This is a genomic window from Pseudomonas sp. Root569 (assembly GCF_001427465.1).
Classification (GTDB): Bacteria; Pseudomonadota; Gammaproteobacteria; order Pseudomonadales; family Pseudomonadaceae; genus Aquipseudomonas; species Aquipseudomonas synxantha.
Map to the genome: position 1 here is coordinate 1 of NZ_LMGQ01000027.1, position 24,016 is coordinate 24,016.

General features: G+C 59.6%; 14 protein-coding genes. 6 read left to right on the forward strand and 8 right to left on the reverse strand.

Going from position 1 to position 24,016, the window contains the following annotated elements; all coding sequences use genetic code 11:
• Positions 1–175: 175 nt before the first annotated feature.
• The 5 genes from leuA to ASD70_RS23605 form a co-directional block, all read right to left on the reverse strand.
• Complete coding sequence (gene leuA / locus ASD70_RS23585; RefSeq protein ID WP_043046828.1) at positions 176–1,855, reverse strand: 2-isopropylmalate synthase; 1,680 nt, start codon at positions 1,853–1,855, stop codon at positions 176–178.
• Between the two features lie 406 nt (positions 1,856–2,261).
• Complete coding sequence (locus ASD70_RS23590; RefSeq protein WP_156382938.1) at positions 2,262–6,527, reverse strand: membrane-targeted effector domain-containing toxin; 4,266 nt, start codon at positions 6,525–6,527, stop codon at positions 2,262–2,264.
• A gap of 202 nt (positions 6,528–6,729) precedes the next feature.
• Positions 6,730–7,551: a M23 family metallopeptidase gene (locus tag ASD70_RS23595; RefSeq protein ID WP_046069436.1), complete on the reverse strand. Its 822-nt coding sequence runs from the start codon at positions 7,549–7,551 to the stop codon at positions 6,730–6,732.
• A 3-nt stretch (positions 7,552–7,554) separates the two neighbouring features.
• Complete coding sequence (gene xseA, locus ASD70_RS23600) at positions 7,555–8,934, reverse strand: exodeoxyribonuclease VII large subunit (protein WP_056847564.1); 1,380 nt, start codon at positions 8,932–8,934, stop codon at positions 7,555–7,557.
• A 10-nt stretch (positions 8,935–8,944) separates the two neighbouring features.
• Complete coding sequence (locus ASD70_RS23605) at positions 8,945–9,835, reverse strand: LysR family transcriptional regulator (RefSeq protein ID WP_046069434.1); 891 nt, start codon at positions 9,833–9,835, stop codon at positions 8,945–8,947.
• Between the two features lie 99 nt (positions 9,836–9,934).
• On the opposite strand from ASD70_RS23605, the gene ASD70_RS23610 reads away from it, so the two are divergent.
• The 6 genes from ASD70_RS23610 (at position 9,935) to ASD70_RS23640 (ending at position 15,680) form a co-directional block, all read left to right on the forward strand.
• On the forward strand, positions 9,935–10,702 hold the full coding sequence (locus tag ASD70_RS23610; RefSeq protein WP_056847565.1) for a sulfite exporter TauE/SafE family protein: 768 nt from the start codon (positions 9,935–9,937) through the stop codon (positions 10,700–10,702).
• A gap of 143 nt (positions 10,703–10,845) precedes the next feature.
• Positions 10,846–11,394 carry a hypothetical protein gene (locus ASD70_RS23615; RefSeq protein ID WP_046069432.1) on the forward strand — a complete coding sequence of 183 codons (549 nt, stop codon included), beginning with the start codon at positions 10,846–10,848 and terminating at the stop codon, positions 11,392–11,394.
• 128 nt (positions 11,395–11,522) lie between these two features.
• A complete protein-coding gene (gene guaB, locus ASD70_RS23620) occupies positions 11,523–12,992 on the forward strand; it encodes an IMP dehydrogenase (protein ID WP_016977684.1) in 1,470 nt (489 codons plus the stop codon).
• Between the two features lie 81 nt (positions 12,993–13,073).
• The gene (gene guaA / locus ASD70_RS23625; RefSeq protein ID WP_043046834.1) at positions 13,074–14,651 is read left to right on the forward strand and encodes a glutamine-hydrolyzing GMP synthase; all 1,578 of its coding nucleotides are present in this window, start codon (positions 13,074–13,076) and stop codon (positions 14,649–14,651) included.
• A gap of 142 nt (positions 14,652–14,793) precedes the next feature.
• Positions 14,794–14,961: a FitA-like ribbon-helix-helix domain-containing protein gene (locus ASD70_RS30045; protein ID WP_046069431.1), complete on the forward strand. Its 168-nt coding sequence runs from the start codon at positions 14,794–14,796 to the stop codon at positions 14,959–14,961.
• Positions 14,962–15,413: 452 nt separating this feature from the next.
• On the forward strand, positions 15,414–15,680 hold the full coding sequence (locus ASD70_RS23640; protein WP_442965914.1) for a type II toxin-antitoxin system death-on-curing family toxin: 267 nt from the start codon (positions 15,414–15,416) through the stop codon (positions 15,678–15,680).
• 396 nt (positions 15,681–16,076) lie between these two features.
• Here the strand turns inward: ASD70_RS23640 and ASD70_RS23645 are convergent, their stop codons facing one another.
• From ASD70_RS23645 to ASD70_RS23655, 3 genes are all read right to left on the reverse strand, one after another.
• Positions 16,077–18,149: a TerD family protein gene (locus tag ASD70_RS23645; RefSeq protein ID WP_056847566.1), complete on the reverse strand. Its 2,073-nt coding sequence runs from the start codon at positions 18,147–18,149 to the stop codon at positions 16,077–16,079.
• 279 nt (positions 18,150–18,428) lie between these two features.
• Positions 18,429–19,199 carry an APH(3')-II family aminoglycoside O-phosphotransferase gene (locus ASD70_RS23650; protein ID WP_056847567.1) on the reverse strand — a complete coding sequence of 257 codons (771 nt, stop codon included), beginning with the start codon at positions 19,197–19,199 and terminating at the stop codon, positions 18,429–18,431.
• A 33-nt stretch (positions 19,200–19,232) separates the two neighbouring features.
• Complete coding sequence (locus ASD70_RS23655; protein WP_056847568.1) at positions 19,233–23,945, reverse strand: membrane-targeted effector domain-containing toxin; 4,713 nt, start codon at positions 23,943–23,945, stop codon at positions 19,233–19,235.
• Between the last annotated feature and the right edge of the window lie 71 nt (positions 23,946–24,016).

Here is a 24,016-nt window from a genome sequence, read left to right on the forward strand (position 1 = left end):
GAACTCGCGGGTATAGGTTTTTCGTTCTTGCATGGAACCTCCTGAATGGGCGAATCATATCGCCCTTAAGAGGTGTCCGGGATCATTAGGCCAGTTCAAGCTCGCTCCTACAAGGTATTGAAACGAGAAGGCCCCTGGATTCACATCCAGGGGCCTTTCACATTTCAGCAGCCGATTACGCCGCTTTGGCTTCCAACTGGCTCAGCGAGCGGTTCAGCGCACTGAACAGCGCCTTGAAGCTGGCGGTGGTGATGTTTTCATCAATGCCCACACCATGCACCGGACGCTCGCCGTTCACGCGCAGTTCAATGTAGGCCGCCGCCTTGGCATTGGTGCCCGCACCGATCGCATGTTCGTTGTAGTCCATGATCTCCACACCAATCGGCAGGCCGGCCACCAAGGCTTCCAGCGCACCGTTGCCTTTGCCTTTCCAGTGCAGGTTGGTCTCGCCCTGGCCCTTGCCGGAGACTTCCACCTCGACAAAGCTGTTGCCGTTTTCTTCCTGCAGACGATGGCTGACCAGCGCATACGGCGTGTTGGCTTGCAGGTATTCGCGCTGCAGCAAGGCGTAGATCTGCGGTGCGGTCATTTCCAGGCCAACGCGGTCGGTCTCGGCCTGGACCACCTGGCTGAATTCGATCTGCATGCGGCGCGGCAAGCTGATGTCGTATTCCTGCTCCAGCAGGTAGGCGATGCCGCCTTTGCCCGACTGGCTGTTCACGCGGATCACGGCTTCGTAGCTGCGGCCAATGTCGGCCGGGTCGATCGGCAGGTACGGTACTTCCCACAACGCATCGTCTTTCTGCTGGGCGAAGCCCTTGCGGATCGCGTCCTGGTGGGAGCCGGAGAACGCGGTGTGGACCAGGTCGCCCACATACGGGTGACGCGGGTGCACCTGGATCTGGTTGCACTCCTCGACGACCTTGCGCACGCCGTCGATATCGGAGAAGTCCAGTTCGGGGTTAACCCCCTGGGTGTAGAGGTTCAGCGCCACGGTCACCAGGTCGACGTTGCCGGTACGCTCGCCGTTGCCGAACAGGCAGCCCTCGACACGGTCGGCGCCGGCCATCAGGCCCAGTTCGGTGGCGGCAACGCCGGTGCCACGGTCGTTGTGGGTGTGCAGGCTGATGATCACACTGTCACGACGGTTGATATGGCGGCCGAACCACTCGATCTGGTCGGCATAGATGTTCGGTGTGGCGCATTCAACCGTGGCCGGCAGGTTGAGGATCATCTTGTGCTCGGGCGTCGGGTTCCACACCTCGATCACGGCGTCGCAGACTTCCTTGGCGAATTCAAGTTCAGTGGCGCTGAAGGTCTCCGGGGAGTATTCGAAGGTCCACTGGGTTTCCGGCTGCTGCGCAGCGTATTTGACGAACAGTTTGGCCGCGTTGACTGCGATGGCCTTGATGCCATCCTTGTCCTGGTTGAACACGATACGGCGGAACGACGGCGACGTAGCGTTGTACAAGTGCACGATGGCCTTCTTGGCACCGCGCAGGGATTCGAAGGTGCGTGCGATCAAGTCTTCACGGCCCTGGGTCAGCACCTGGATGGTGGTGTCCTCGGGGATGTGGTTGTCTTCGATCAGGGTGCGCACGAAGTCGAAATCGGTTTGCGAGGCGGCCGGGAACGACGCTTCGATTTCCTTTACGCCAACCGCGACCAGGGTTTTCCAGAAGCGTAATTTCTTCGCAGCGTCCATCGGCTCGATCAACGACTGGTTGCCATCACGCAGGTCGGAGCTGCACCAGATCGGCGCGGTGGTGATGGTTTTCGAGGGCCAGGTGCGGTCCGGGATATCGATAGTCGGGAACGCGCGGTACTTGGAAGACGGGTCTTTGAGCATGCTCATCGGGAAATCCTTTGTGTAGGGGCCGAGAAGAGGCGGCCTGCCATGCAACTGTTATTGGGGATGGAGCTTGGGACGAGGCAGATCGATTCAGCCTGGCAGTCGTGCGCTGACAAGGCACAGGCTGCGGTGCTGGCGAAGCTGAATGAGGGTGTGAGAGGTTTTCATAAGCCCAACCCTAACCGTGGGCAGGGGAGATGGCAAGTGATCAGGAAAAATTGATAGATTTTCTGATTTTATGCGGTTTTAAGGTTAATTATTGCGGTTATTATTTTTTATATTTGTTGTTGTTGCGCTGCTTTTAAGCAGCGCGCAATTTATTGAGTTCGGGTTTTGTCGCATAGTTCAGGCGTGCACAACGCAATGGCGATCGGTTTGCCATTGCGCAGGCCATGCGCGACTAACACATTCAGGTCACTTGCTGGAAAACCTGATAATCCCCTACCGTAAGGCTGTCCGCTACCCCGGCCCCGGGATCGCGCTGGATGGATGGGCCGCTGATGGCCGTGCTCTTGGAGAATGAAGTGTTCGGGTACACCCCTATACCTATGCCGCCATTCAGTTCGGCCAGGCCTGGTACGTTGCGAGCCGTGTTCATATGGGCCCTGCCTACCAGGGCCAGTACTTTTTCGCCGGGCTTGCGCTTTTGTATGACACGGGTCGCGAAGTAGTTGAGTTCCTGCAGGCGTATGATGCCATTGTCATTGTCCCCGACGTACTTGTAGAAATCGGGCATATCCGAACGGCGGGTCAAGTAGTGATGCTCAATGGGTTTGACGGTTATACCATTGTCATTGGCAAGCTTAACCAGTTCGGAGAGTGTGGGAGACGCGCCTGGTGGCCGATGACCACCCATGCCGACATCCATAAGCTGGCCTGCGGCATTGAGTTCGATGTTCTCAAGATACAGGGTGGTGACGCCTGCCTCCTTGAGGGCTGGCATGCATTCTTTGATCATCTGGAAACTCGCGATTTCGCGATGAGACTCGCCCAATATCACAACGTCAGTGACGCCATAAGCCTTGCGCAAGAGATCGGCGGGCGACGTGCCGGGTGCAAGCTCCAGCCGAGGCGGGCGCGGTGGCATCTGGCCGGGCGTAAGCATGTTCCGGTAGAAGTGAATCAAGTCGCGCCTGAACCAGGTTCTGAATACGGGCAGTCTTGCGGGGGTAAAGTGATTTTCGACCAACCTGCCGTCGGTGATGCTGAAATATTCGTGGTCGGTTAACTTCTGCTTGGCGGGCGCTTGCGCTGTCGATGCTGGCGCTTCTACTGCTTGTGATCCTGAAGCTGAAGCTGAGCTTGACCCTGACCCCCCTGACCCTGAAGCCGATCCCGATCCCGATGCATTTGCTACCGGCGTCGGTGCTCCTCCGGGCAGTCGATTCAGGCGCCATTCACCGTTGCCTGCGTGTTCCACCGACGCCACGATCCTGCTGCTTTTGCTCCTCGTCAGCGGAGCATTGGGGTCGATGATATTGGCCTGCCCACTGCTGGCGTGAAATGCAGAGTCGATCTGATAAACCTTGTTCACGCCAGTGCTATCGGTGAAGCGGATATACCAATTGTCGTCGACATTATAGGTACCGTTGGTGCCTAACTGACGGCCAAGGATTATATCGTCGGGCTTGGCGTAGGCGCTCAGGTCGCGGCTTGGGGCGCCCCTCAGGGCCGGTGTCTGCACGACACCCTGTTCCACACCTCTGCTGGTGGAGGCGATAGCGGGTGCGGGGCTGGCCGGCGCAGGCAGCGCCCTTGCGCCGGGGCGTATCGGGTTGGCGACGGCAGTCGTTGACGCATTGAATACCGGCCGCATTGACGAAGCGCGAAGGTTGGGGATGCGCGCTGCGGCCAGGGTAAAGTCGGCGTAGATCCCACGGCCCAGGCCGGGATTCTTGATCAGGTGTGGCAACAGCTGGCTATTGGCGCGCAGCGCAGTCACCGCCGATTTGCCCAGGCGAGCACCGGCGGAAAGGCCCTTGCCGAGTACCGGTACCAGGTCCAGCAACAGCGTGCCCACTTCAATGCCGAACTCGACTTTGTTGATTTTCGACTGGGCCGCCACTTCTGCACTGCTGACGGACTGGTAGTCAGCCTTGTCTATCACCAACTGCACGTGTTGCTTATACAGGTGATCCTCTACATTGCCTGTTATCGGCTCGAGAGTCAGATCGCCGCCTTTGAGCTTTAACGCCTGGACGGCCAGGCTGGTTATTTCATAAGGATCTTTTATCGCCAGTGGGTTAGCCAGGCGCTTCTTGGCGGTCTCAATGAACGAGACGAAGTCATCTTTATTTACCGGTGATTTTCTTCGGGCGGTGTAGGCCGTCCACTCATCTTTTTCCAGCAGGGTGTTCAGCGCGGCCTGGTCAGCGACCTCACGAAACACTACGCCATCTGGAGCATCGGGTGCGTACAGCACCAGCGATGAATCCACTTGATTGCCGATCACGAGCACGCCTTGGACGGGTAAGCCGTATTGCACGAGGCTGTTGGCGACGATGGTCTTGCCATCAACCTGAGGGCGATTGGCCGGGTCGGGATAATCCAGCACCGCAGCGACCCATTGCGCAGCGCGTTTTGTCGATTTGTACTGGCTAGCCTCTGTTTGATAGGCATCGGGGTTGAGCTCGGCGAGAAAGCTTTCTTTGGCCATCAGGTCGTTCAGGTTGGCTTTCCAGGCCTGGCGCAGTTGCGCAGCAGGCCCCGACGCCGTATCAGGCGCCAGCTCCTGTTCAAGCAGCTTGGTGTACTCGCCGCCCACATCTGCGGTATTGACCAGTGTTTTGAGCGTTTCGGTATCGAGTATCACCTGCTTGCCCTTGGCGTCGATGAGGGGCTTGCCCTGGGTGTCGACCAGCGGCAGCGTCAGAGTGGTATGGGTGAATTGGCCGCGTTCGACGGCTGGAAAACCGCTGGGGTTTTGCAATGCCAGGTCGGTCAGGGACACTGAGCGCTGAGCGGGAAAAGTGGTCCTGGCACCACTGCCTCGGCCGCTGTGAATGGTTGTGCGAGTGTCGACCTGAACCATCAGTTGGTCAGTATTCAGGCGTGCCCTCGGGTACTGTCGGCTAAGCGCTTGGTTCAGCCGATCCCGGGAAAAATCCGCCAGGGACGGGATCTTTTCCAGCAGTGAGGCCAACTGGCGCGAACTTTCCCCTTCGGAATGCTCCAGTTTTTCGAAGAGCGCTTCTTGAACCGGTTCGAGGGTTTTCAACCATTGCGGTTGCAGCTTTTCGGCCAGCTTGGCGTCGCGTGCCAGCATGGCATTGGTGCCATCGAATACAAAGAGTGCATCTGCTGCGTCATCGAGGCTTTGTATTGACGCTGGATCCAGCAAGGCGTTGCTGCCGGCGCCAGTGACTGGTGGCGCCAATGCCTGGGCCAGGTGCGCATTGATCTGCGTCTCCTGGCGTTTGAGCATCAAGGGGATTGCTTCTGCCAGCACGTCGCCGCTCAGGGGTTCAACACTGCGCATCAGGTCTTTGCCTGAAGGCGCTTCGGGTTGGTTTTGTACCGACAACGGCACGGTTTGCAGCAGCAGTTCGGCGTCTATTCCGCCCTGGTCAAGGCGTGCCGCCAACGCCTGGCGTGCCTGAACCGGGGTGGCAAACTCCTCGAAACCCTCACCGGGTGTGTACAGCACGACGGGGCCATTGAGGTCATTGAGAGCAAGGCGCCTGCCGTCTTTTGACCAGGTTGGCGGGGTGGCTGCGCAGCCGTCGGTGCTGGTGATAAGGAAACTGCCCGCCAGCATGGCACCGTGCTCGGTGCCGTCATCCAGGGTGATGGGATACACGCCCGGGCGTGCGCCGTTGGGGAACTGGCGTTCCCGATCGGCCAGCGTGGGATATTGCAGGGCGATATCTATCAAGCGTTTGCTGGCCGGGCTCAGGGTGCCGTCGCTGACACGCAGCGCGGCCAGGGTCGACAGTTGTTGTTTGTGCAGGCTCAGCAGTTGGTCTTGCGGGACTTTCGGCAGTTGCGGGGTGTTCAGGATTTTCTCGATCTGTGCATCCATCGGCGTCAGCCGTGGCGTACTCCAGAACGCTTGCAGGTACGCCGGATACTGCGTGGCAATGGCGCGTGCAATTGATTGCAATGAGCTGGAGGTGCTCAACGTCTTGGGCTCATCGGCAGGCGTGGGGCGAGTCGTGAATTCGGTACGTACCTTGCGTTCTGCGTGCAGGAGCGTATTCGGGTTGGCCAGGATGTTGCGCACCTTTTCACCGAGGGCCTTCATCAGAGGTTCTGATGACAGCGGTGTTTCGTCGTCGCCGTCGCTGCGGTAGCGATTGAAACTGATGGTGTCGGCGGCGAGGGGGCGCAGGTCTGGAAAGGCCTGTTCAAGTTGCGCTTGCACAAAGGCCTTGAAACTCGGTTGTTCGCTTTGCAGGCGTTGCATCTCTTGCGTGAGGCTGTCGTGCTGGGTAAGGAACGCGCGCTGGTGACTGACGTTGAACTGCTTCACAAGCTTGGGGTAATGCACGCCGACGGGGGCAATCCCGGAAGACGTGGGCAGCGCCAGATCGTCTGGGGCATAGCTCAAGGCCGCTGGCGGCGAGGACGTAGATTGGTGTGTATCGGCTGGACGATGGACGCCGGCGTTGTCGACATAGAGACGATAAAAGGCGTCAAAGGGGCTGCGCGGAGCAGCCTCTAGAAGAATAGGCATAAGCGGGCACTCGCAGGATGAATGGGCTGTTCATATCGTCGTTACGCTCCCGGTAACGCGTAGGTTGGGTGCGTATTGACCATCCGGTGGTTCCTGCTGCAAATGTAAGCAGGAGCGAGCGTGTTGCAGTGAAATCGGTGCAGTTCAGGCTAGGCGGGAGGAAAGAGAAGGGCGCGCAGGGGAAGGCGCCCAGGCATGGCTGTCAAGGCTGAAATGCGCCGATAAAAATTGCCGGGTCGACCCTGGCATCGTTAAGGCTGACATTCCAATGCATATGCGGCCCGGTGGCTCGGCCAGTTGCGCCGACCTTGCCCACCACCGCACCGCGGACCAGTTGCTGACCCACTTTCACATCGATCTTCGACATATGGCAGAACATGCTGATAAAGCCCTGGCCATGGTCGACGAACACGGTATTGCCGTTGAAAAAGTAGTTGCCGACCAGGATCACCTTGCCGTTCGCCGGCGTCTTGATGGGCGTACCGGCCGGCACGGCGAAATCCAGGCCTGAGTGCGGGTTGCGTTCTTCACCGTTGAAAAAACGGCGCACGCCGAACCTGCTCGACAGCGGACCATTCACCGGTTTGTCCAGCACCAGGTTGCTTGGCAGGGTAGGGCTGAAGCTGCGGTAAGCCTTGAGCTGCACGGCCAGTTCCCCTTCGATGCGCTTGAGCTGCGCAGGGGCTGGATTGACCTGGCTTTTATTCTTCAAGGTAATGCGCTGTTCCGGGTACTTCTTGTAGCCGACGATAAACGGCAGATTGCGCCCGCCGCTGCTGATGCGCTCGTTGCCAGGCTTGACCGTCAAAGGGATGCCGACAATCGCCAGCCAGTTGTCCTGCTCCTTGACCACCAGCACCGGCTTGCCTTGGTAAGTAGCCTTCGGCGCCGTGGCGGACGGGCCCAGCTCGACCACCGCCACGCCACCCGGCACCGGTTTGTTCAGGGTGCGGGTGATATAGCTGTCAGCCTGGGCGTTAACGGCCAGGCACAGCAGCAGCAACAAGCTCAATAGACGTGGCATCAATCAATCCAGTAGCGAAAGGGTGACGGGTGTCAGGTGGTTGTCTTCCACCCGCACTTGCAATTGGCCTTCACCGAGACGCGCGGTCAGGCGCTGGCCGGTGTGGGTTTGTGCGGCATTGCGAATGGCCTGGCCGCGCTCGTCGAGCAGGATGCTGTAGCCACGACCCAGGGTTGCCAACGGGCTGACCACCTGCAACGTCTGCACCTGGCTTTGCAGTTGCAGACGCCGCGCCTTGAGGCCTTCGCGCATGGCACGGGGCAGGCGTTCGGCGAGGCTGTCCAGGCGCTGGCGCAACAGCGCCAGTTGGCGCCCCGGATGCTGGCCGGCGAGGCGGGTTTCCAGGCGGATCAGGCGCTCGCGCCGGGTATTGAGGCTGCGCTCGAAGGCGCGGCGCAGGCGCATGTCAAGGTCGTCCAAGCGCTGGGCCTGCTGGCGCAAGCGCTCGCCTGGGTGACGCAGGCGTCGGGCCATGCCTTCCAGGCGCAGGCGGTCGTGGGCCAACCGGTTGCGCATCAGCATCACCAGGCGGCGGTGCAGGTTGTCGACCTGGCGTACCCAGTGGCTGGCGTCCGGTGCGAGCAGCTCGGCTGCGGCGGATGGCGTAGGCGCACGCACGTCTGCGACAAAATCGCAGATGGACACATCGGTTTCATGGCCGACGGCACTGACGATGGGCGTCACGCAGGCGTCCACCGCTCGGGCCACGGCCTCCTCGTTGAAGCACCAGAGGTCTTCCAGCGAGCCGCCGCCTCGGGCCAGGATCAACGCGTCGAACCCACGTGCGTCGGCCAGTTTCAATGCACGCACAATCTGCGGGATGGCTTCGCGACCCTGCACGGCGGTGGGGATCAGGGTCAGCTCAATGTTCGGTGCCCGACGGCGGAACACGCTGATGATGTCGCGGATCACCGCACCGGTCGGCGAACTGATAATGCCGATCCTTTGTGGATGCGCCGGCAGTGGGACTTTACGCTCGGCACTGAATAACCCTTCGGCGCTGAGCTTCTCTTTCAGCGCGTCGAAGGCCAGGCGCAGCGCGCCATCACCGGCAGGTTCCACCGTATCGAGAATCAGCTGGTAGTCACCGCGGCCCTCGAACAGCGAGACCTTGCCGCGCACCTTGACCGCCAGGCCGTCCTTCAACGCCTGGCGCACCCGTGCCGCGTTGTTGCGAAACAGCGCACAACGCACCTGGGCGCCGCTGTCCTTGAGGGTGAAATACACATGGCCGGAGGCTGGGCGGGCGAGGTTGGAGATCTCGCCTTCGACCCAGATATTGGTGAACACGTCTTCCAGCAACACCCGCGCACGGCCGTTGAGCTGGCTGACAGTCAGGACTTCGCGGTCCAGGCCCAGGCGGGCAAAGGGATCTTTAATCATGGGCGGCAGTTTATAGGCATTCGTGCAGGGTTTGACAGAATTGCTCCACCAGCGTGCTCGGCAGCTGCGCGCAGGCCAGGGCTACGGTGCTGTGACAGTCCGGGTCGGCCAGGGGCAGGAAGTGCAGGTTGGCAGGGGCGATGTCCTGCATGGACTTGGGTAACAAGGCAATGCCGAAGCCGGCCTGGATCAATTGCAACTGCGTAGTCTTGCGAGACATCACCCGCGCCGCCCTGGGGAAAAAACCGGCGCGCATGCATAGCTCTGCCGACAGATAACTCAGCCCGCCACGTTGTGGATGGGGGATCGAGATAAACGCTTCGTCCTTGAGCCGGGCCAATTCCACAGCGCCGTCGCTACATGCCAGAGGATGACTTGGCGGCACCGCCAGCACCAATGGCTCGTTGTACAACGGCACCACGCGCACCCCTTCGCGCTGGCGCAACACCGGCAAGCGCAACAGGCCGACATCCAGGCGACCGTCGGCAATTTCTTCCAACTGAGCCTCGGAGGAGAGTTTGGCGATATCCATCGACACCCCGGGGCAACGCTCCAGCCAGGTGCTGATGCCCTGCAGTAGCGCGCCGCTCATCGGCACGGTGCTCGAATGACTCAGGCGCAAGGTGCCGAGCTGGCCATTGCCCACCTGTGTCGCCATCTCGCTGGCCTTGAGCAGCTCACCCAGCAGGTTGCGTGCCCGTGGATAAAAGGCCTCACCGGCCGCCGTCAGGCGCGGCTGGCGAGCGGTGCGCTCGAACAAGGGGGTCTGCAATTGGTTTTCCAACGCCTTGATCTGCCGGCTCAAGGCCGACTGCGCCACGAACAGACGCTCGGCCGCGGCGCTGAAGCTGCCGCTGTCGGCGATTTCGACGAAGTAACGCAGTTGCCGGGTAGAAATCACGGGGCATGCCTTTTAGAGATGGGTGGACGGCTTTGAAGATATTAGTCGCAACACTCACCGATGGCTAAAGTGAAGGCCAGGTCTTTTAAGGAATAGCCCATGAGCGCGGTTGAGTGGATGAGTCAGTGGTCGTTCGGCGCAGTGGATTGGCTGGTGATCGGCCTGGGCATTGTGGTGGCCTATATCGTGTTTGGCATCGCCGGCTTCGGCACGGCGTTGGTGGCGGGGCCGGTCTTGCTGATGTTTATGCCGCTGTCGAAGATCATCCCGCTGCTGGTGCTGCTGGATTTTGTCGCGGCGTTTGGCGGCCTGCTGCAAACGCGACGGGAGGTGAACACACCGGAGCTGCTGCGATTACTGCCGTGCATGGCGATAGGCTGCACTCTGGGCGTGGTGTTTTTGCTCAATCTGCATTCGGATTTGCTACTGCTGTTGATGGGGCTGTTTATCAGCGCCTACGCCCTTTATAGCCTGGCGGTGAAGGCCCGGCCGACGCGGCTGGCGGCGGGTTGGTCGGTGCCCATGGGCACAGTGGGAGGGTTGTTTGGTGCGTTGTTTGGCAGTGGCGGCTTTTTATATGCCATTTATCTCAATAGCCGACTATCCAAGGACGCGGCGCGGGCCACGCAAAGTGCGCTGATCAGTTGCAGTACGGTGGTGCGCCTGAGCCTGTTTCTGTTTGCCGGGGTATACGCGGATCTGCCCTTGTTGATGTTGGCGGTCTGCCTGTTGCCGGCGATGGCCTTGGGGCTTTGGTGTGGACGCAGGCTGACGATGCGCATGTCTCGTGAAGCGTTTGTGCGTTTGGTGACCTGGTTGGTGCTGGCCAGTGGTATTGCGTTGATCGGGCGGTATTTGAGCACTTGACCTGTGTGGGGCAGGGATTAAGCTGCCAGCCTTTAGGGCGCCATCGGGGGGCAAGCCCCCTCCCACATTTTGAATTGTGAATACGTTCAAAGGTGGGAGGGGCTTGCCCCCGATGGCGCCAGACGCCACACCGCAGGACTCCCATGAACTCCCAAAGCATCCTCGTCCCGAAAATCTCCACCTTGCCGGTCCACGAACCCCGCGCCCGGGCAATCGTGCGCTGGCTGGTGCGCAAGAACATCGTCAAGGAAGAGTTAACCACCTGCGGCCGCACGGGTAACCGCATGGCCTACGCCCTGGCCGATGGCGCCCGCGCCGTGGTGCTGCATCCCGAGGCGCTGCCGTTCAATGAGCCGGTCAATGGCCTGGAGATCATCTACAAACGTTGCATCTATACGCCGGCCAAGGGCTTTCTCGAAGAGGCCGGTTGCCCGGAATGCCTCAAGGAAGTCGGCGAGGCGCTGTTCGAAAGCCTGGAAGACTGGATGCCCGGCCACACCGACAATTTCACCTGCCCGCTGTGTGGGCATGAAGATGACATCAACGGCTTCCTGTTCCTGCAGGAATGCGGGTTTTCCAACCTGGGGTTCATCTTCAATAACTGGGCAGAGGCGGGCTTCAAGCAGAGCTTTATCGACGAGTTTGCCGATTGGTTGGACCAGAAGATCGCCTGGGTCAAAGTCGAGCTTTAAGCGATACCCATATAGAAGGTTTTCTCCATCTATCAGTAATACCAAGTTTGTCAGAGTTTTACATTGAGCCTGGCAGGGTGCATGTATATAATGGCGCGCTTCCATTTTCCCGCTCGGGAGCCCCCGCGATGCTGCGTATCAGCCAAGAAGCTCTGACATTCGACGACATTCTCCTAGTGCCCGGTTATTCCGAGGTGCTTCCTAACGAAGTCAGTCTCAAGACCCGCCTAACCCGTGGCATCGAGCTGAATATTCCCCTGGTTTCCGCTGCCATGGACACCGTCACCGAAGCCCGTCTGGCCATCGCCATGGCTCAGGAAGGCGGCATCGGCATCATCCACAAGAACATGACCATCGAGCAGCAAGCTGCCGAAGTGCGCAAGGTCAAGCGTTACGAAGCCGGTGTGGTGAAAGATCCGATCACCATCGAGGCCGACGCCACCGTGCGCGACCTGTTCGATCTCACGCGCCTGCACAATATCTCCGGCGTCCCGGTACTGCACGATGGCGACCTGGTCGGCATCGTCACTTCCCGCGACGTGCGTTTCGAGAACCGCCTTGAAGTCACCGTCCGTGAAGTGATGACGCCTAAAGAGCGCCTCGTCACCGTCAAGGAAGGCGCCGACAAGAACGATGTGCGCGAACTGCTGCACAAGCACCGCATCGAGCGCGTGCTGATCGTCGACGACAAGTTTGCCCTCAAAGGCATGATGACCGTCAACGACATCGAAAAAGCCAAGGCTTACCCGCTGGCCAGCAAGGATGACCAAGGTCGTCTGCGTGTTGGCGCCGCCGTGGGTACCGGTAAAGACACCGGCGACCGCGTTTCGGCGCTGGTTGCTGCCGGTGTTGACGTGGTGGTGGTCGACACTGCCCACGGTCACTCCAAGGGCGTGATCGACCGCGTGCGCTGGGTCAAGCAGAACTTCCCTGACGTGCAAGTGATCGGCGGCAACATCGCCACTGGCGCTGCGGCCAAGGCCCTGGCCGAAGCCGGCGCCGATGCGGTCAAGGTCGGTATCGGCCCTGGCTCGATCTGCACCACGCGTATCGTCGCTGGTGTGGGCGTGCCGCAGATCAGCGCCATCGCCAACGTCGCCGCTGCCCTTGAAGGCACAGGCGTGCCGTTGATCGCCGACGGCGGCATCCGTTTCTCCGGTGACCTGTCCAAGGCCATCGTCGCCGGTGCTTCCTGCGTGATGATGGGCTCGATGTTCGCCGGTACCGAAGAAGCGCCGGGCGAGATCGAACTGTTCCAGGGCCGTTCGTACAAGGCTTACCGCGGCATGGGTTCGCTGGGCGCCATGTCCCAGGCGCAAGGTTCTTCCGACCGTTACTTCCAGGACTCCTCGGCAGGCGCCGAGAAGCTCGTACCGGAAGGTATCGAAGGCCGTGTGCCGTACAAAGGCACCCTGAGCGCGATCATCCATCAACTGATGGGCGGCCTGCGTTCCTCGATGGGCTACACCGGCAGCGCCGACATCGAAGAAATGCGCACCAAGCCGGAGTTCGTACGGATCACCGGCGCCGGCATGGCTGAATCCCATGTCCACGACGTGCAGATCACCAAGGAAGCGCCAAACTACCGCGTAGGTTGAGGCTTCCAGCAAAACGTTAAGTAACCGGGGCTGTTCTTTCAGCCCCGAGTTGTTTCTGATTCATTAGACGAGACTGACTTCATGGCCCTCGACATTCACGCCCACCGCATCCTGATCCTCGACTTCGGTTCCCAGTACACCCAACTGATCGCCCGCCGCGTGCGTGAAATCGGCGTGTACTGCGAACTGCACCCGTTCGACATGGATGACGCAGCGATCCGCGAATTCGCCCCTAAAGGCGTCATCCTCGCCGGTGGCCCCGAGTCCGTGCACGAAGCCGACAGCCCGCGCTGCCCGCAGGCGGTATTTGACTTGGGCGTGCCGGTCTTCGGTATCTGCTACGGCATGCAGACCATGGCCGAGCAACTGGGCGGCAAGGTCGAAGGTTCCGAGCTGCGTGAATTTGGTTATGCCCGTGTCGACGTGGTCGGCAAGAGCCGCCTGCTGGACGGCATCGAAGACCACATCGACGCCGACGGCCTGTTCGGCCTCGACGTATGGATGAGCCACGGTGACAAGGTCACCAAGATGCCCGAAGACTTCCACATCCTGGCCAGCACCCCGAGCTGCCCGATCGCCGGCATGTTCAGCGACGAGCGTCGTTACTACGGCGTGCAGTTCCACCCGGAAGTGACCCACACCAAGCAAGGCGGGCGCATCCTGTCGCGCTTCATCCTCGACATCTGCGAGTGTGAAGCTCTGTGGACCCCGTCGAAGATCGCTGAAGACGCCATCGCCCAGGTACGCGCCCAGGTCGGCACTGACAACGTGCTGCTCGGCCTGTCCGGCGGCGTTGACTCCTCCGTGGTAGCAGCCCTGCTGCACAAAGCCATCGGCGACCAGCTCACCTGCGTATTCGTCGACAACGGCCTGCTGCGCCTGCACGAAGGCGAGCAAGTGATGGCCATGTTCGCCGAGAACATGGGCGTCAAGGTGATCCGCGCCAACGCCGAGGAGCAGTTCCTCAACAACCTGGCCGGCGAGTCCGACCCGGAGAAAAAGCGCAAGATCATCGGTCGCACCTTCATCGACGTCTTCGATGCCCAGTCCAACAAACTGGACAACATCAAGTACCTCGCCCAGGGCACCATCTACCCTGACGTGATCGAGTCGGCTGGCGCCAAAAGTGGCAAGGCCCACGTGATCAAGTCCCACCACAACGTCGGTGGCCTGCCTGAGGAAATGAACCTCAAGCTGGTAGAACCGCTGCGCGAACTGTTCAAAGACGAAGTCCGCCGCCTGGGCCTGGAACTCGGCCTGCCGTACGACATGGTCTACCGCCACCCATTCCCGGGCCCGGGCCTGGGCGTGCGGATCCTGGGTGAAGTGAAGAAGGAATACGCCGACCTGCTGCGTCGCGCCGATCACATCTTCATCGAAGAACTGCGCAAGGCCGACTGGTACCACAAGGTCAGCCAGGCCTTCGTAGTGTTCCAGCCGGTGAAATCGGTTGGTGTTGTTGGCGATGGCCGTCGTTACGCGTGGGTTGTGGCGCTGCGTGCCGTAGAGACTATCGACTTCATGACCGCGCGTTGGGCGCACCTGCCTTACGAACTGCTGGAAACCGTCAGCGGCCGGATCATCAATGAGATCGAAGGTATTTCCCGCGTGACTTATGACGTGTCGAGCAAGCCGCCGGCGACTATTGAGTGGGAATGATTGGATGTCCGGCATTGTCCGGCACCAACTAGCAAGAAATGCTCTGGAGCCCGCGTAATTGCGGGCTTTTGGTATTTTGCATTTGTCACCTTCCGAAACCGGCGCATTCTGTTACCGTTCGAGATGCACTTGATGAAGTCCATTGCGGGCTGCTCAGCACGGTCGCAGTCTCGATGCCGAAATGCGAGACATTTTGGAATCTTCGGTGAAACCGCAAGGCCGGGTGAAGCAGGGTTCGCTGCGAGCTGAGGTGGGTAAGGCCAGCCCGACGGATGAAGAGTTTGCGGCCTTTGAGAGTACGCGCGACTAGACGCCCGCTCAGACGGTAGCCTTTCAATGACGTTCTTGATACGAATGTGATTTCGAAGCCGTTAGGGTGTTCGCCTGAGGCCAACTTGATTGAATGTATCGACACACTACCGCTGCAGATGCTTTATCTGTCAGCAATGGCTGATACTGAGTTGCGCGCTGGCGTGGTGCTGATGCCAATCGGCAAGCGGCGTACGAAGCTGTCGATGGCTCGGTGTATCTTGCCTCCCAGTGTGCTACCGTGTGAGCAGAAATTGATCAATCCGTTTGGGGTACTCAAGCCATGAACCACAAGCTGAATACCTATGGTGTATCCATAGTAGACAGGCCTAAAGTTAAAGCTATCAAAAAGCTGGACTTGGGTGGCGAGTCGGGTAAACAGATCGTTTATTCAGAAACCAAGCTTGTTCTCAGAACTCACAAGAAGACCTTTCAGAAGTTGGCTGATATGTAATGGAATTGATCTTCTTTCCATTTGAACGGGTCATTGAGATAAACACTCAAATCTTGACTACCGAGCCCGGCATGAAGGGGCCGGTAAGTATTCCGACCTTGCAAGGCGCGCTGGCCCGAATCGACAATGCGATCGCCTATAATGGCCTCGACGACGTATTTGAAATCGCTGCCAAGTACACTGCCAATATCGCGCAAGGCCATGCACCGCCCGATGCCAACAAGCGCACCGGGCTTGCAGTCGGCTTGGAGTACCTTTCTAAATGATTATGAAATTACTCTAGATAATGATCTGATAGCGGATGCCGTTAGGGATTTGGTTATCGGCGATATCAACGAGCATGATTTCGCTGATATTCTCTACTCCTGCTTCATCGCTTCTAAAAATCAGGCTTAGCACCAGGAAGGCTTGGCAAATTCACTGGCTCGATTTGCCGTAGTCATGATTAGGCAATAGCTGAGTTTGCCAGGCTGATCTGTCTAAGCTGAGCTACTGGTTGAAATAGGGCGCCCGAACCTCACTAGAGTGCAGCGCTAAGTCCGGAGCGCAGGAATGGGGTTAACCAGTGCCAGTCAGTTATGCTGACTGGCATTTTTGTTCTGGGCATAAAGCTATGAAGCAAGAGTTGTTACTATAACGAGCGGCGAAGGCTGGGGTAGGTATTAGAGAAACTGTGATCGGATCAAATCCGTATCGAACGGCGTTATCCCCTGATCAGGCGAAAACACCGTCTCTGCCTGCTGCGGTGAAGCCGCTCGTTCTCCCCGTGCTCGAACATGTAAATCGAACAGTGTCTCTAAATCCGGCTTTGGTGTATGTACCAGCGCTCGCAGCATCAACGATACCCCACTGAGGTTGTTCTGGACGTTGTTCCATCGCGCAGATGAAGTAAGTCCGAGATCGGCCCAGATCATGCGCCTTTCCTGCAGGTCCATCACGAATGGCAGGCAGATGCCTGTGTCGGAGGCGATGTCGATACGGTCGAACACAGAGCGCGGCTCGAATACTTCACCCGACGCTACGTCGGCACGGGCCATCCAACCAGCGAAGCATTCTGGAAGATCGCAATACGGCTGCTCGGTGTATGAGTTGATAGAGGTGACCACGTAACGAACGCCCATTTTGACGAGGACATCAAGGTCAAGGTCGATGAACTCCGAAGCCCCTTGGGGCGCGTCGACGATGTCGCCGCTGTGGTAGCCGCCGAAGCCCTTCAGGTTGTAGTACGCCACCGTTTGTTTGAACACGAAGTTGGCGTCAAAAAATGCGGCAGACAAGTCGACATCCGTGCGTCCACGGCCGTTCTTCCACCACAGGAACAGGCGTATGAAACGAGTGTCAGGCATAGGCAGCCGACTGCCCCGCACCAGCGTACGTAGCGACTTTGATGAGGCCCGCTGCGCCAGCGGCACGTTATATTCGCGTAATGCAGGATCGATGAAACAGCGGCCTAATGGCACAAGCGATGCAAAACGCGTTACGAGAGCCTCCTCGCAGATCCTGGCCGTACGAGCCAATACTTCTGGAGCGAGATGTTCACGTCGATCCTCAACACCATAGACCTTGGCGAATGCGCCTTTCGGTGTGAACGCTCGCAGGGGTAGGGGGCGCGGAGCACGTACGTGGGCCAGTAATTGAAGCAGAATTGGTGAGGACACTAGGGGCGCAACCGCCTCGAACGCGTCGAGTACCGATTCTGGTTCCGTCGCGCGCCTTAGGGTCACGTCCAGCCGTCGTGCGAACTCGCCAGGACGGTTTTGTAGTATGGGGGTAAGCGTGGCGATTTGACGCTGGGCAAGTAATGTTTCGACACGTGATCCAAATGAGTCTGGCGCTTCATTGCGACGCGCTGCCGTGATGGCGGTTAGGGCTCGTGGGTACTTGTCGGCGTAATCGCCCGGATGCAGTACTTCAGCCAAGCGTTTCCATCGCTCAGCATGGTGCATTACGTCTTCTGCAGCGTTGGGTACATGATCGAGCAAGCGTAATAGCAGGCGGCGCATTGAGCGCTTCATCGCCGTGAAACGTGTCGAAGCTGTCGCGAGTGACACGTCTCCACCATTCAGCGCGACAGCGAGCCGTAGCACGTCAGTCGCTGTTTCGACGTTTCGCTGCAGGAACGCGTCTACCCGTGCATCCCCAGCTACATTCTGAATAAGTGCGCTGCCAACCTGCGCACGGATCTCCCGGAACGGGACGGTGTCCGGCAGTAGCCGGAATACATCACTCTTGTACTTTCGGATAAACCAGACGACGTCGGCAGTGTCCCTCTCGGAGAGCGAGGTACGCGCTGAAACCAGCGGCTCGAGCAGTGACTCGAACTCGGGGATGCTTCCCGGTTCGATCACGCGGGCTATGCAGTTGCCCTCAAGCATTGCAGGTCGAGAGTTTTCAGTCGGTGGTAGGCGCTGAAGCGTGAGGTAATGCAGGACGGCATTTAGGTACAACTGCGCCTCTGAGGCCGTCAGAACCTGCTCTGGAAAATCAGGATAAAATGGCCTGTGGTGTACATGAGCGCCATTTTCCCTGCGAAGGACTCCGACGATTTCGCGCAGCCAGTACTTCAGTTCTATCGGCGACAATGTGCCGATTTGCTCAATCAGAGGCTCTGAAAATACGCATCCGAACGCTGCGACTTCGCGGACAGCCGATGCGACCTGTGCGCGCGTGGCACCGCCAGTGCCCACCGGAACGTGGACTTTGCTACGGCGATTCAGGAACATATCTTGATTCATGCTTGATTTTCTCCCTTCGGCGCCGTAATGGATGAGCTGCGTGGTTCTACAACGGATGTAAAAACGCCTGCAAGACGCAGGCGCGGTGTGGAGAGCGAAACCCCTAGGTCATAGGAGGTTAGAAGGAAGGTGTTCCATAGCCACGCAGGCATTCTACGTAAGGTTGTATCTGTTTGGCAGGTTGCTGCGTGTCCCAACGGTAACAAACTGCTTCGTCAGAAAAGGGGCTGAAAGCGGCCATACCTTACGAGCCGCTGCTTTCTGGATTCGCGGCAGCCTTCAATAGAACTCGTCAAGCAAGCAGTAATACGCAATGCGCTGCTCATCGGGCTCCACGCCGTAGCGTTCGAAGAACGGCGCCACCCACGCTTGTCCAAAGTTCTGGGTAATGCTGCGCGCTGCCAGGGCCAGGTCCTGGTAGCGGTCACTGACGCCTAAGCGACCACAATCGATAAAACCGCTGAAACGACCGTCTGCTGTCATGAAGTTCGGCAAGCAGGCGTCGCCATGGGTCACCACCAAGTCCTGGATGATTGGCCGTGTCGATACCAGTTCGTCCAACACTTGCTCGCCGCTTTGCCCTTGTCGTTCATCGTCGAAATCGGTCTCGTCGACCAAGCCCGCGTTGACGTGGCCCCGTGCGGTCGCGATGCGCACTTCAAGGGAGTGATCGAACGGGCACAGAGCGGTGGGAACCTGATGCAGCGTGCGCAGGGCACTCGCCAGGATTTCTATGATGTGCGCCACAGGAAGGTCGTCGACCGTCGCCAGGTCCTTTCCTGGCATGGCGCTCATCAGTAGCCAGTGACGATCCTGGTCTATCACCTCATCCACGACAATCGGTGCCGGTAGCCCTTGTTGCCGCAGCCAGCGCAGGCGCTCGATTTCGTCCGCCAGCTCAGCGAACTCTCCAAGGGGCTCGGACTTCAGGAACAGGTCTTCGCCTTGTTCGCTGCGCAGTCGATAGACGTCTGCGCGCGACTCGCCGATAGACTGTTGTTCAATCAGTGCATGGGGGAACTGTTCGCGCCATGTGTTCGGGATATTCACAGTGTTCTCATTTCCTGGTTTCAGCTGTGCTGCTCATAGCGGCACCGGTTTGCCAACCATCACCATACCCATGTCTTCAAGCGCGGCAAATAACGCTTTGAGGCTGTCGAAGCGCTTACCGCTCACGCTCGGCCAATTGGGTCGCTCGATGAAGAAGTAGCCGTTCTGGTTACGAATATCCGTAGAGACCAACTCCCCCAGTTTGCTGCGATGTTTCAGGATGGGCGACACCGATGACGAGTCGACGGTAAACGTTCCGGCGCGTTGCAGCAGGGCGTCGAACTCCGCGGCGGTTGCAGGTTTCCGGGGGATCTGCGACTGAAACAACAGGTCGCTTTTCACCGCGCCTTCCTCGCCGGTTGCCGGGATGCCAGGGTCCGGGATGATGCCTTGGGATTGCCCGGGCGCGACATCCTCTACCCTCAGGCCATGCACTTCTTCCAGTTCGCTCAGCCCGGGAACCCCCTTGTAGCTGCTGACGTGGGTATTGCCCACCAGTGCCACCCATTTGTGCGCACCTTGGGCCGCCTGGTCGGCACGGATCACGGTGCTTGCGTAGTAGTTCATCAAGGCGTGGCGTTGCGCACCTCGGGCGATCTGGCTATCGGTCACGGCCGGGATAAATCCGTCGGTACGGTAACTGGCCAGGCAATCGATGGCCTGGATGCGGATCTTGTGCGCGCGGGCGGCTTTGATCAGCTCCATGAAGTTGTATTGGCCCAGCGGATCGGTGCCCATGCCGGTATCGAGGCTCTGCAGGTAGCGCCTGAGCGTCTCGGGCATTTCGCCGCTTTCGAAAAAACTGTCCAGGGCTGCCTGGTGAAAGTCGCGCAGCAGGTGCTCGCAGTACAACGTCTTGACGTTTTTCTGCGCCAGTAACTCCATGTACTCGATCAGCAGTTGTTTGCTGCCCACGCCGCTGTGGGCTTCGCCGACCACGATGCCACGTCCGTCCTCCAGCAGTGCCTCCAGCCAGGTTGCCGTGGGCGCCTTGGCTGGCACCGAGGGAATGGGCGGGCGATTGGCTGCACGGAACCGACGCAGGAAGGCCACCGCATCCTTGAACAGTTGCTGCCTTCTGCTTTTGAACGGCGCGTACGGGTCGGCGCCGTTGTCAAAGAGGTTCACGCCCTCGTCGCTCAGGGCATATTTCGCAGTGCCAGGCCCTGCGGCGGCATTTTCCAGGGGGGCACGCAGGTCCGGCGGTATTTCATAGGCGATGGCCGGGCTTTGCACCGTCGGCACCGGTCGGCGGCCCGGCACCCGGTTGAGCAGCTGCCCGGCGCCGCCTTTCAAGCCAGGCCTGGGCAACACTTCCCATTCACCCTGGGCGTTGAAGCGCACCGGGATGGCTTCCGAGAGGGCAAGTGGATGTTCAGGGCTGACAATAGCCCAATGCCCGCCGCCATTGACGTCATTCACATACTGCACGTAATACGGCGTGTCGTTGAGCAGGATGGCCGCCGCCGGGTTGGATTCCAGACGATAGATACCTTGATCCCGGCCGGGCTCGCTGACCGGGTCGCGGCCCTCGAGGATTTCATTGGCTTCCCAAGCTGGTGGAATTTCTGGCCGTAGGCCGGCCTCCACCGCGCCGGTGGGAATGGCCGAAGGCGCCAGGGCCGCGCCCGTTTCGGCGGTGGTTTCAACAACGGCCTGCTCGACAGGGCGCTCCAGCTCTATTGCGGGAACCAGCGTCTTGGCCGGCGGCAGGCCTTTGAACGTGAGGCCGTTTGCGCGCAGGGCGCCGCGCAGCTCAGGCAGCGTCTTGTAGACAGCCCCGTTGAGCCTTGGGAAGGCATCGCGATCAATGAAATAACCGGCGTCCGAGTGTTGGATGCGGTTGCGTACAAGCTTGTTCAGGCGGTTGCGGTGAATAAGCGTCAGCTCATCGCGGGTCTGTTGCATGACGCAGTCCCCAGGTGAGCCGAGGGTTCTTTCTAGGTCTCTCTGTTCAAAGATATAGGGGTGTACTTGCTCGCTCTCACGCATCGGCACTTGCAGGGAAAGGTCGGTGTCCAGCGCATTGAGCGGCGGCTTTACCTGATCGAACGTGGGCAGGTTGTTCACCTTGGGTCCATAAGCGACTTTGATCTGACTGCCTTCGCCGCCGAGTTCCTCGGTAATGCGCAGGCTGGTCCCACCGTTTATTTCACTGATCCCGGCCACCCCTCTGAAGGTGTTGGTGTTTTGCGCCCCGGTGAGCACCACCCATTTGCCGACGCCGTTTTTGGCCTGGTCAAGGCGCAGGATTTCACTGGTGATGAAGTTCTTGGACATTTGCTCATCCACCGCTGACCCTTTGGGCAGGTAGTTGGCCAGGCATTCGCTGGCCTGGATGCGTATATGGTTGTCGCGGGCGGCGTGTAGCAGCTCCAGGGTGTTGAAGCGGCCCATCTCGACGGGGTCCAGCTCGCGCAGGTATTTACCCAGGCGGTCGGGCATGACGCCACTGCGGGCGAACGCATCGAGATCTGCCTGATGAAGGTCGTTGTAGAGCCGATGCAAGTGCAGGGTCTTGACGCCCTGCTTGGCCAGGCGCGGCATCTGCTTGATCAGCATGTAGGTGCTGGCAACGCGTTTGGGGCTCTCGGCGACGACCAGCCCCGGGCCGTTTGCCAGGCATTTATCAAACAATTGGTCGGCGTCCATCCCTGGCGTAATGGCAGGCAATGCCGGCTTCGCGGGCAGGTTGCTGGCGAAAAGTGGACGGGCGTAGAAGTTGCGCGCGCTGGTGAGGATTTTTGCCCGCATGGGGTTGATGAAGTAGTCCGAGGTGCTGAAGCTGCCAGCTTCGCCCGTGGGGGTGATGATTGGCTTGATGTAGTCCGGCCCCCCGGACATGGCGAGGCCGATATCGAAACTGTTCTGGTTCTTCAGATCAAAAGGGGTCGGCAAGCTGGAGGGCGGGTTTTCAAAACCCGGTGCCCCATAGGAGGTTGGTCGGCGATAGTCGCTCGCGGGCGTCAGCTGGGTACTTGTGGTCGGGGTGTCCATGGGGCTGCCACCGCGCACCGCCTCGGAGGGGCGCAGCACCCGCTCCCATTCGCTCTCGGCATTCAGGCGTACCGGCAGTGAGCCGGTGCTGGCGTGGGGGTTCAGCGGGTCGATGATGGCCCAGGTGCCGCCGCCGTTTACGTCTGCTTCATAACGCACATAAAACACCGCGTCCTTGAGCTTGATCAGGGTCGAAGGGTTGGCATTGATGCGGTAGATCTGTGCAAAACGGCCGCCTTCGGTCATCGCCGTGGCACCCTCCAGTCCTTGCAGGCGCCGCCAGCTCGAGGGTATTTGCCCAAGGCCGGCGTCGGGCAGCTGGGGCAGTGCGGGGGGCGCCGGCACGGCAGGGCTTGCCGGTTCGGCAGCCTCGGGGTTCAACGCCTCGTCGTACTTGGCCATCTCGGCCGCTTCCGCGGCGTCGACGTCGGCACCCACTTCGGCGATGGGCCCGGGCCCATGCAGCGCTGCCAGGTTGAACAGGGTGTCGATCGCGCTGAACACCGAACCGGTCACCCCGGCCTTGCGCTCGGCACTGGTTCGGCCATTCACCGCCTGGTCGATGTTCAGGGCCAGGTTGGCGATGCTGGCGCCCAGAACCGGCAAGGCTATCGGCCATCCAATGACAGCCAGCGGCCCGAATATCTTGAGGCCGGCACTCAGGTAACCGATCCAGATTTTCTTGCTCAGTTGCGCATTGGTGGTCAGCAACTGCTCGGCTTCGTCATACATCGCTGCGCGGGTGCGGTCTCGCAACCAACTGAAGGCGTCCGTGGTGACCGCCTGGTTCTTCTGGTTGATCATGTGATGATCCGACTTGCCCCAGGTCTGCACCAGGCGATTCATCAGGTCAGTGATGCCGTCGGTCATGGCCTCGCGGTCAGTCAGGGAAAAGTGGCAAAGGAACAGGTCACGGGTCTTCTTGTCGTCCATAAGCCCGAGCAACCACCAGTGCAATTGCCCCGCGGTGTCGAACACTTTGAAGGCCTGCTGCTCACCTGGCACATAGAGTATTTGCCGGCCGGCGGAGTCAGTGATGCGCAACAGGTTGGTAGCCACGTGACCGTCCAGGTCAAGGGCGGCGACCTGCGCATCGGCGCCTGGCGCCACGTCGGTTTGCAGCATGGCCAGGCTGACCGGCCAGCTCAGGTGCGGGGCCACGGCCGTGATGCAAGTGTGGAAGTCTTCGGCACTCAGGTGCTTGAGTTCGAGGGCTTGCACCGCCTTGCTGAGGAAATTGCATTTGGCCTGGGTGCGAAAGGCTTCGGCGTGGTCCTGCCAGAAGCTGTCGAGCTTGTCGCGGTAAAGGTCACTGAACTTGAGGGCCCAGAAGTCCTTGAGCACTTCGTTGCCATGCAGGCGCACTTCATTGGTCTGGTTGAAATCGCCGTATTCCGGGCCTTTGGTGTAGAAACCACCGTACAGGTCCAGCAGGTCGGCGTTGTCATAGTCGGTGGCACGGAATCGATGAATCACCAACTCGGTCAGGGTCGTGGACTCGTAGGGTTTTTCCAGGACATGTTCCCAGCCGGTAAAGGTCAGCGAATTGCTTTGGGCTGCCTTGAAGCGGTGGTAGTACACCTCGTCCGGGTCGAGGCCCTCGACGCCGTGCTTTTTCAGAATGCCGCGGGCGGTTTCGTGAGCCGTATCGTGCAGGCTGGGGCAAGCCAGGATCACGCGTCCGGCCAGGGCCTTGAGGGCCGCCTTGTCGGCGGTGTTGGGCAGGGTGTGGGTTTCGCTCGAACTCATGGGAGTGCTCATCCTTCAAAAATGAAGGGCGAGATTCCCCCAGGCTGGCACGGGGAGGGCGCTACATAGTT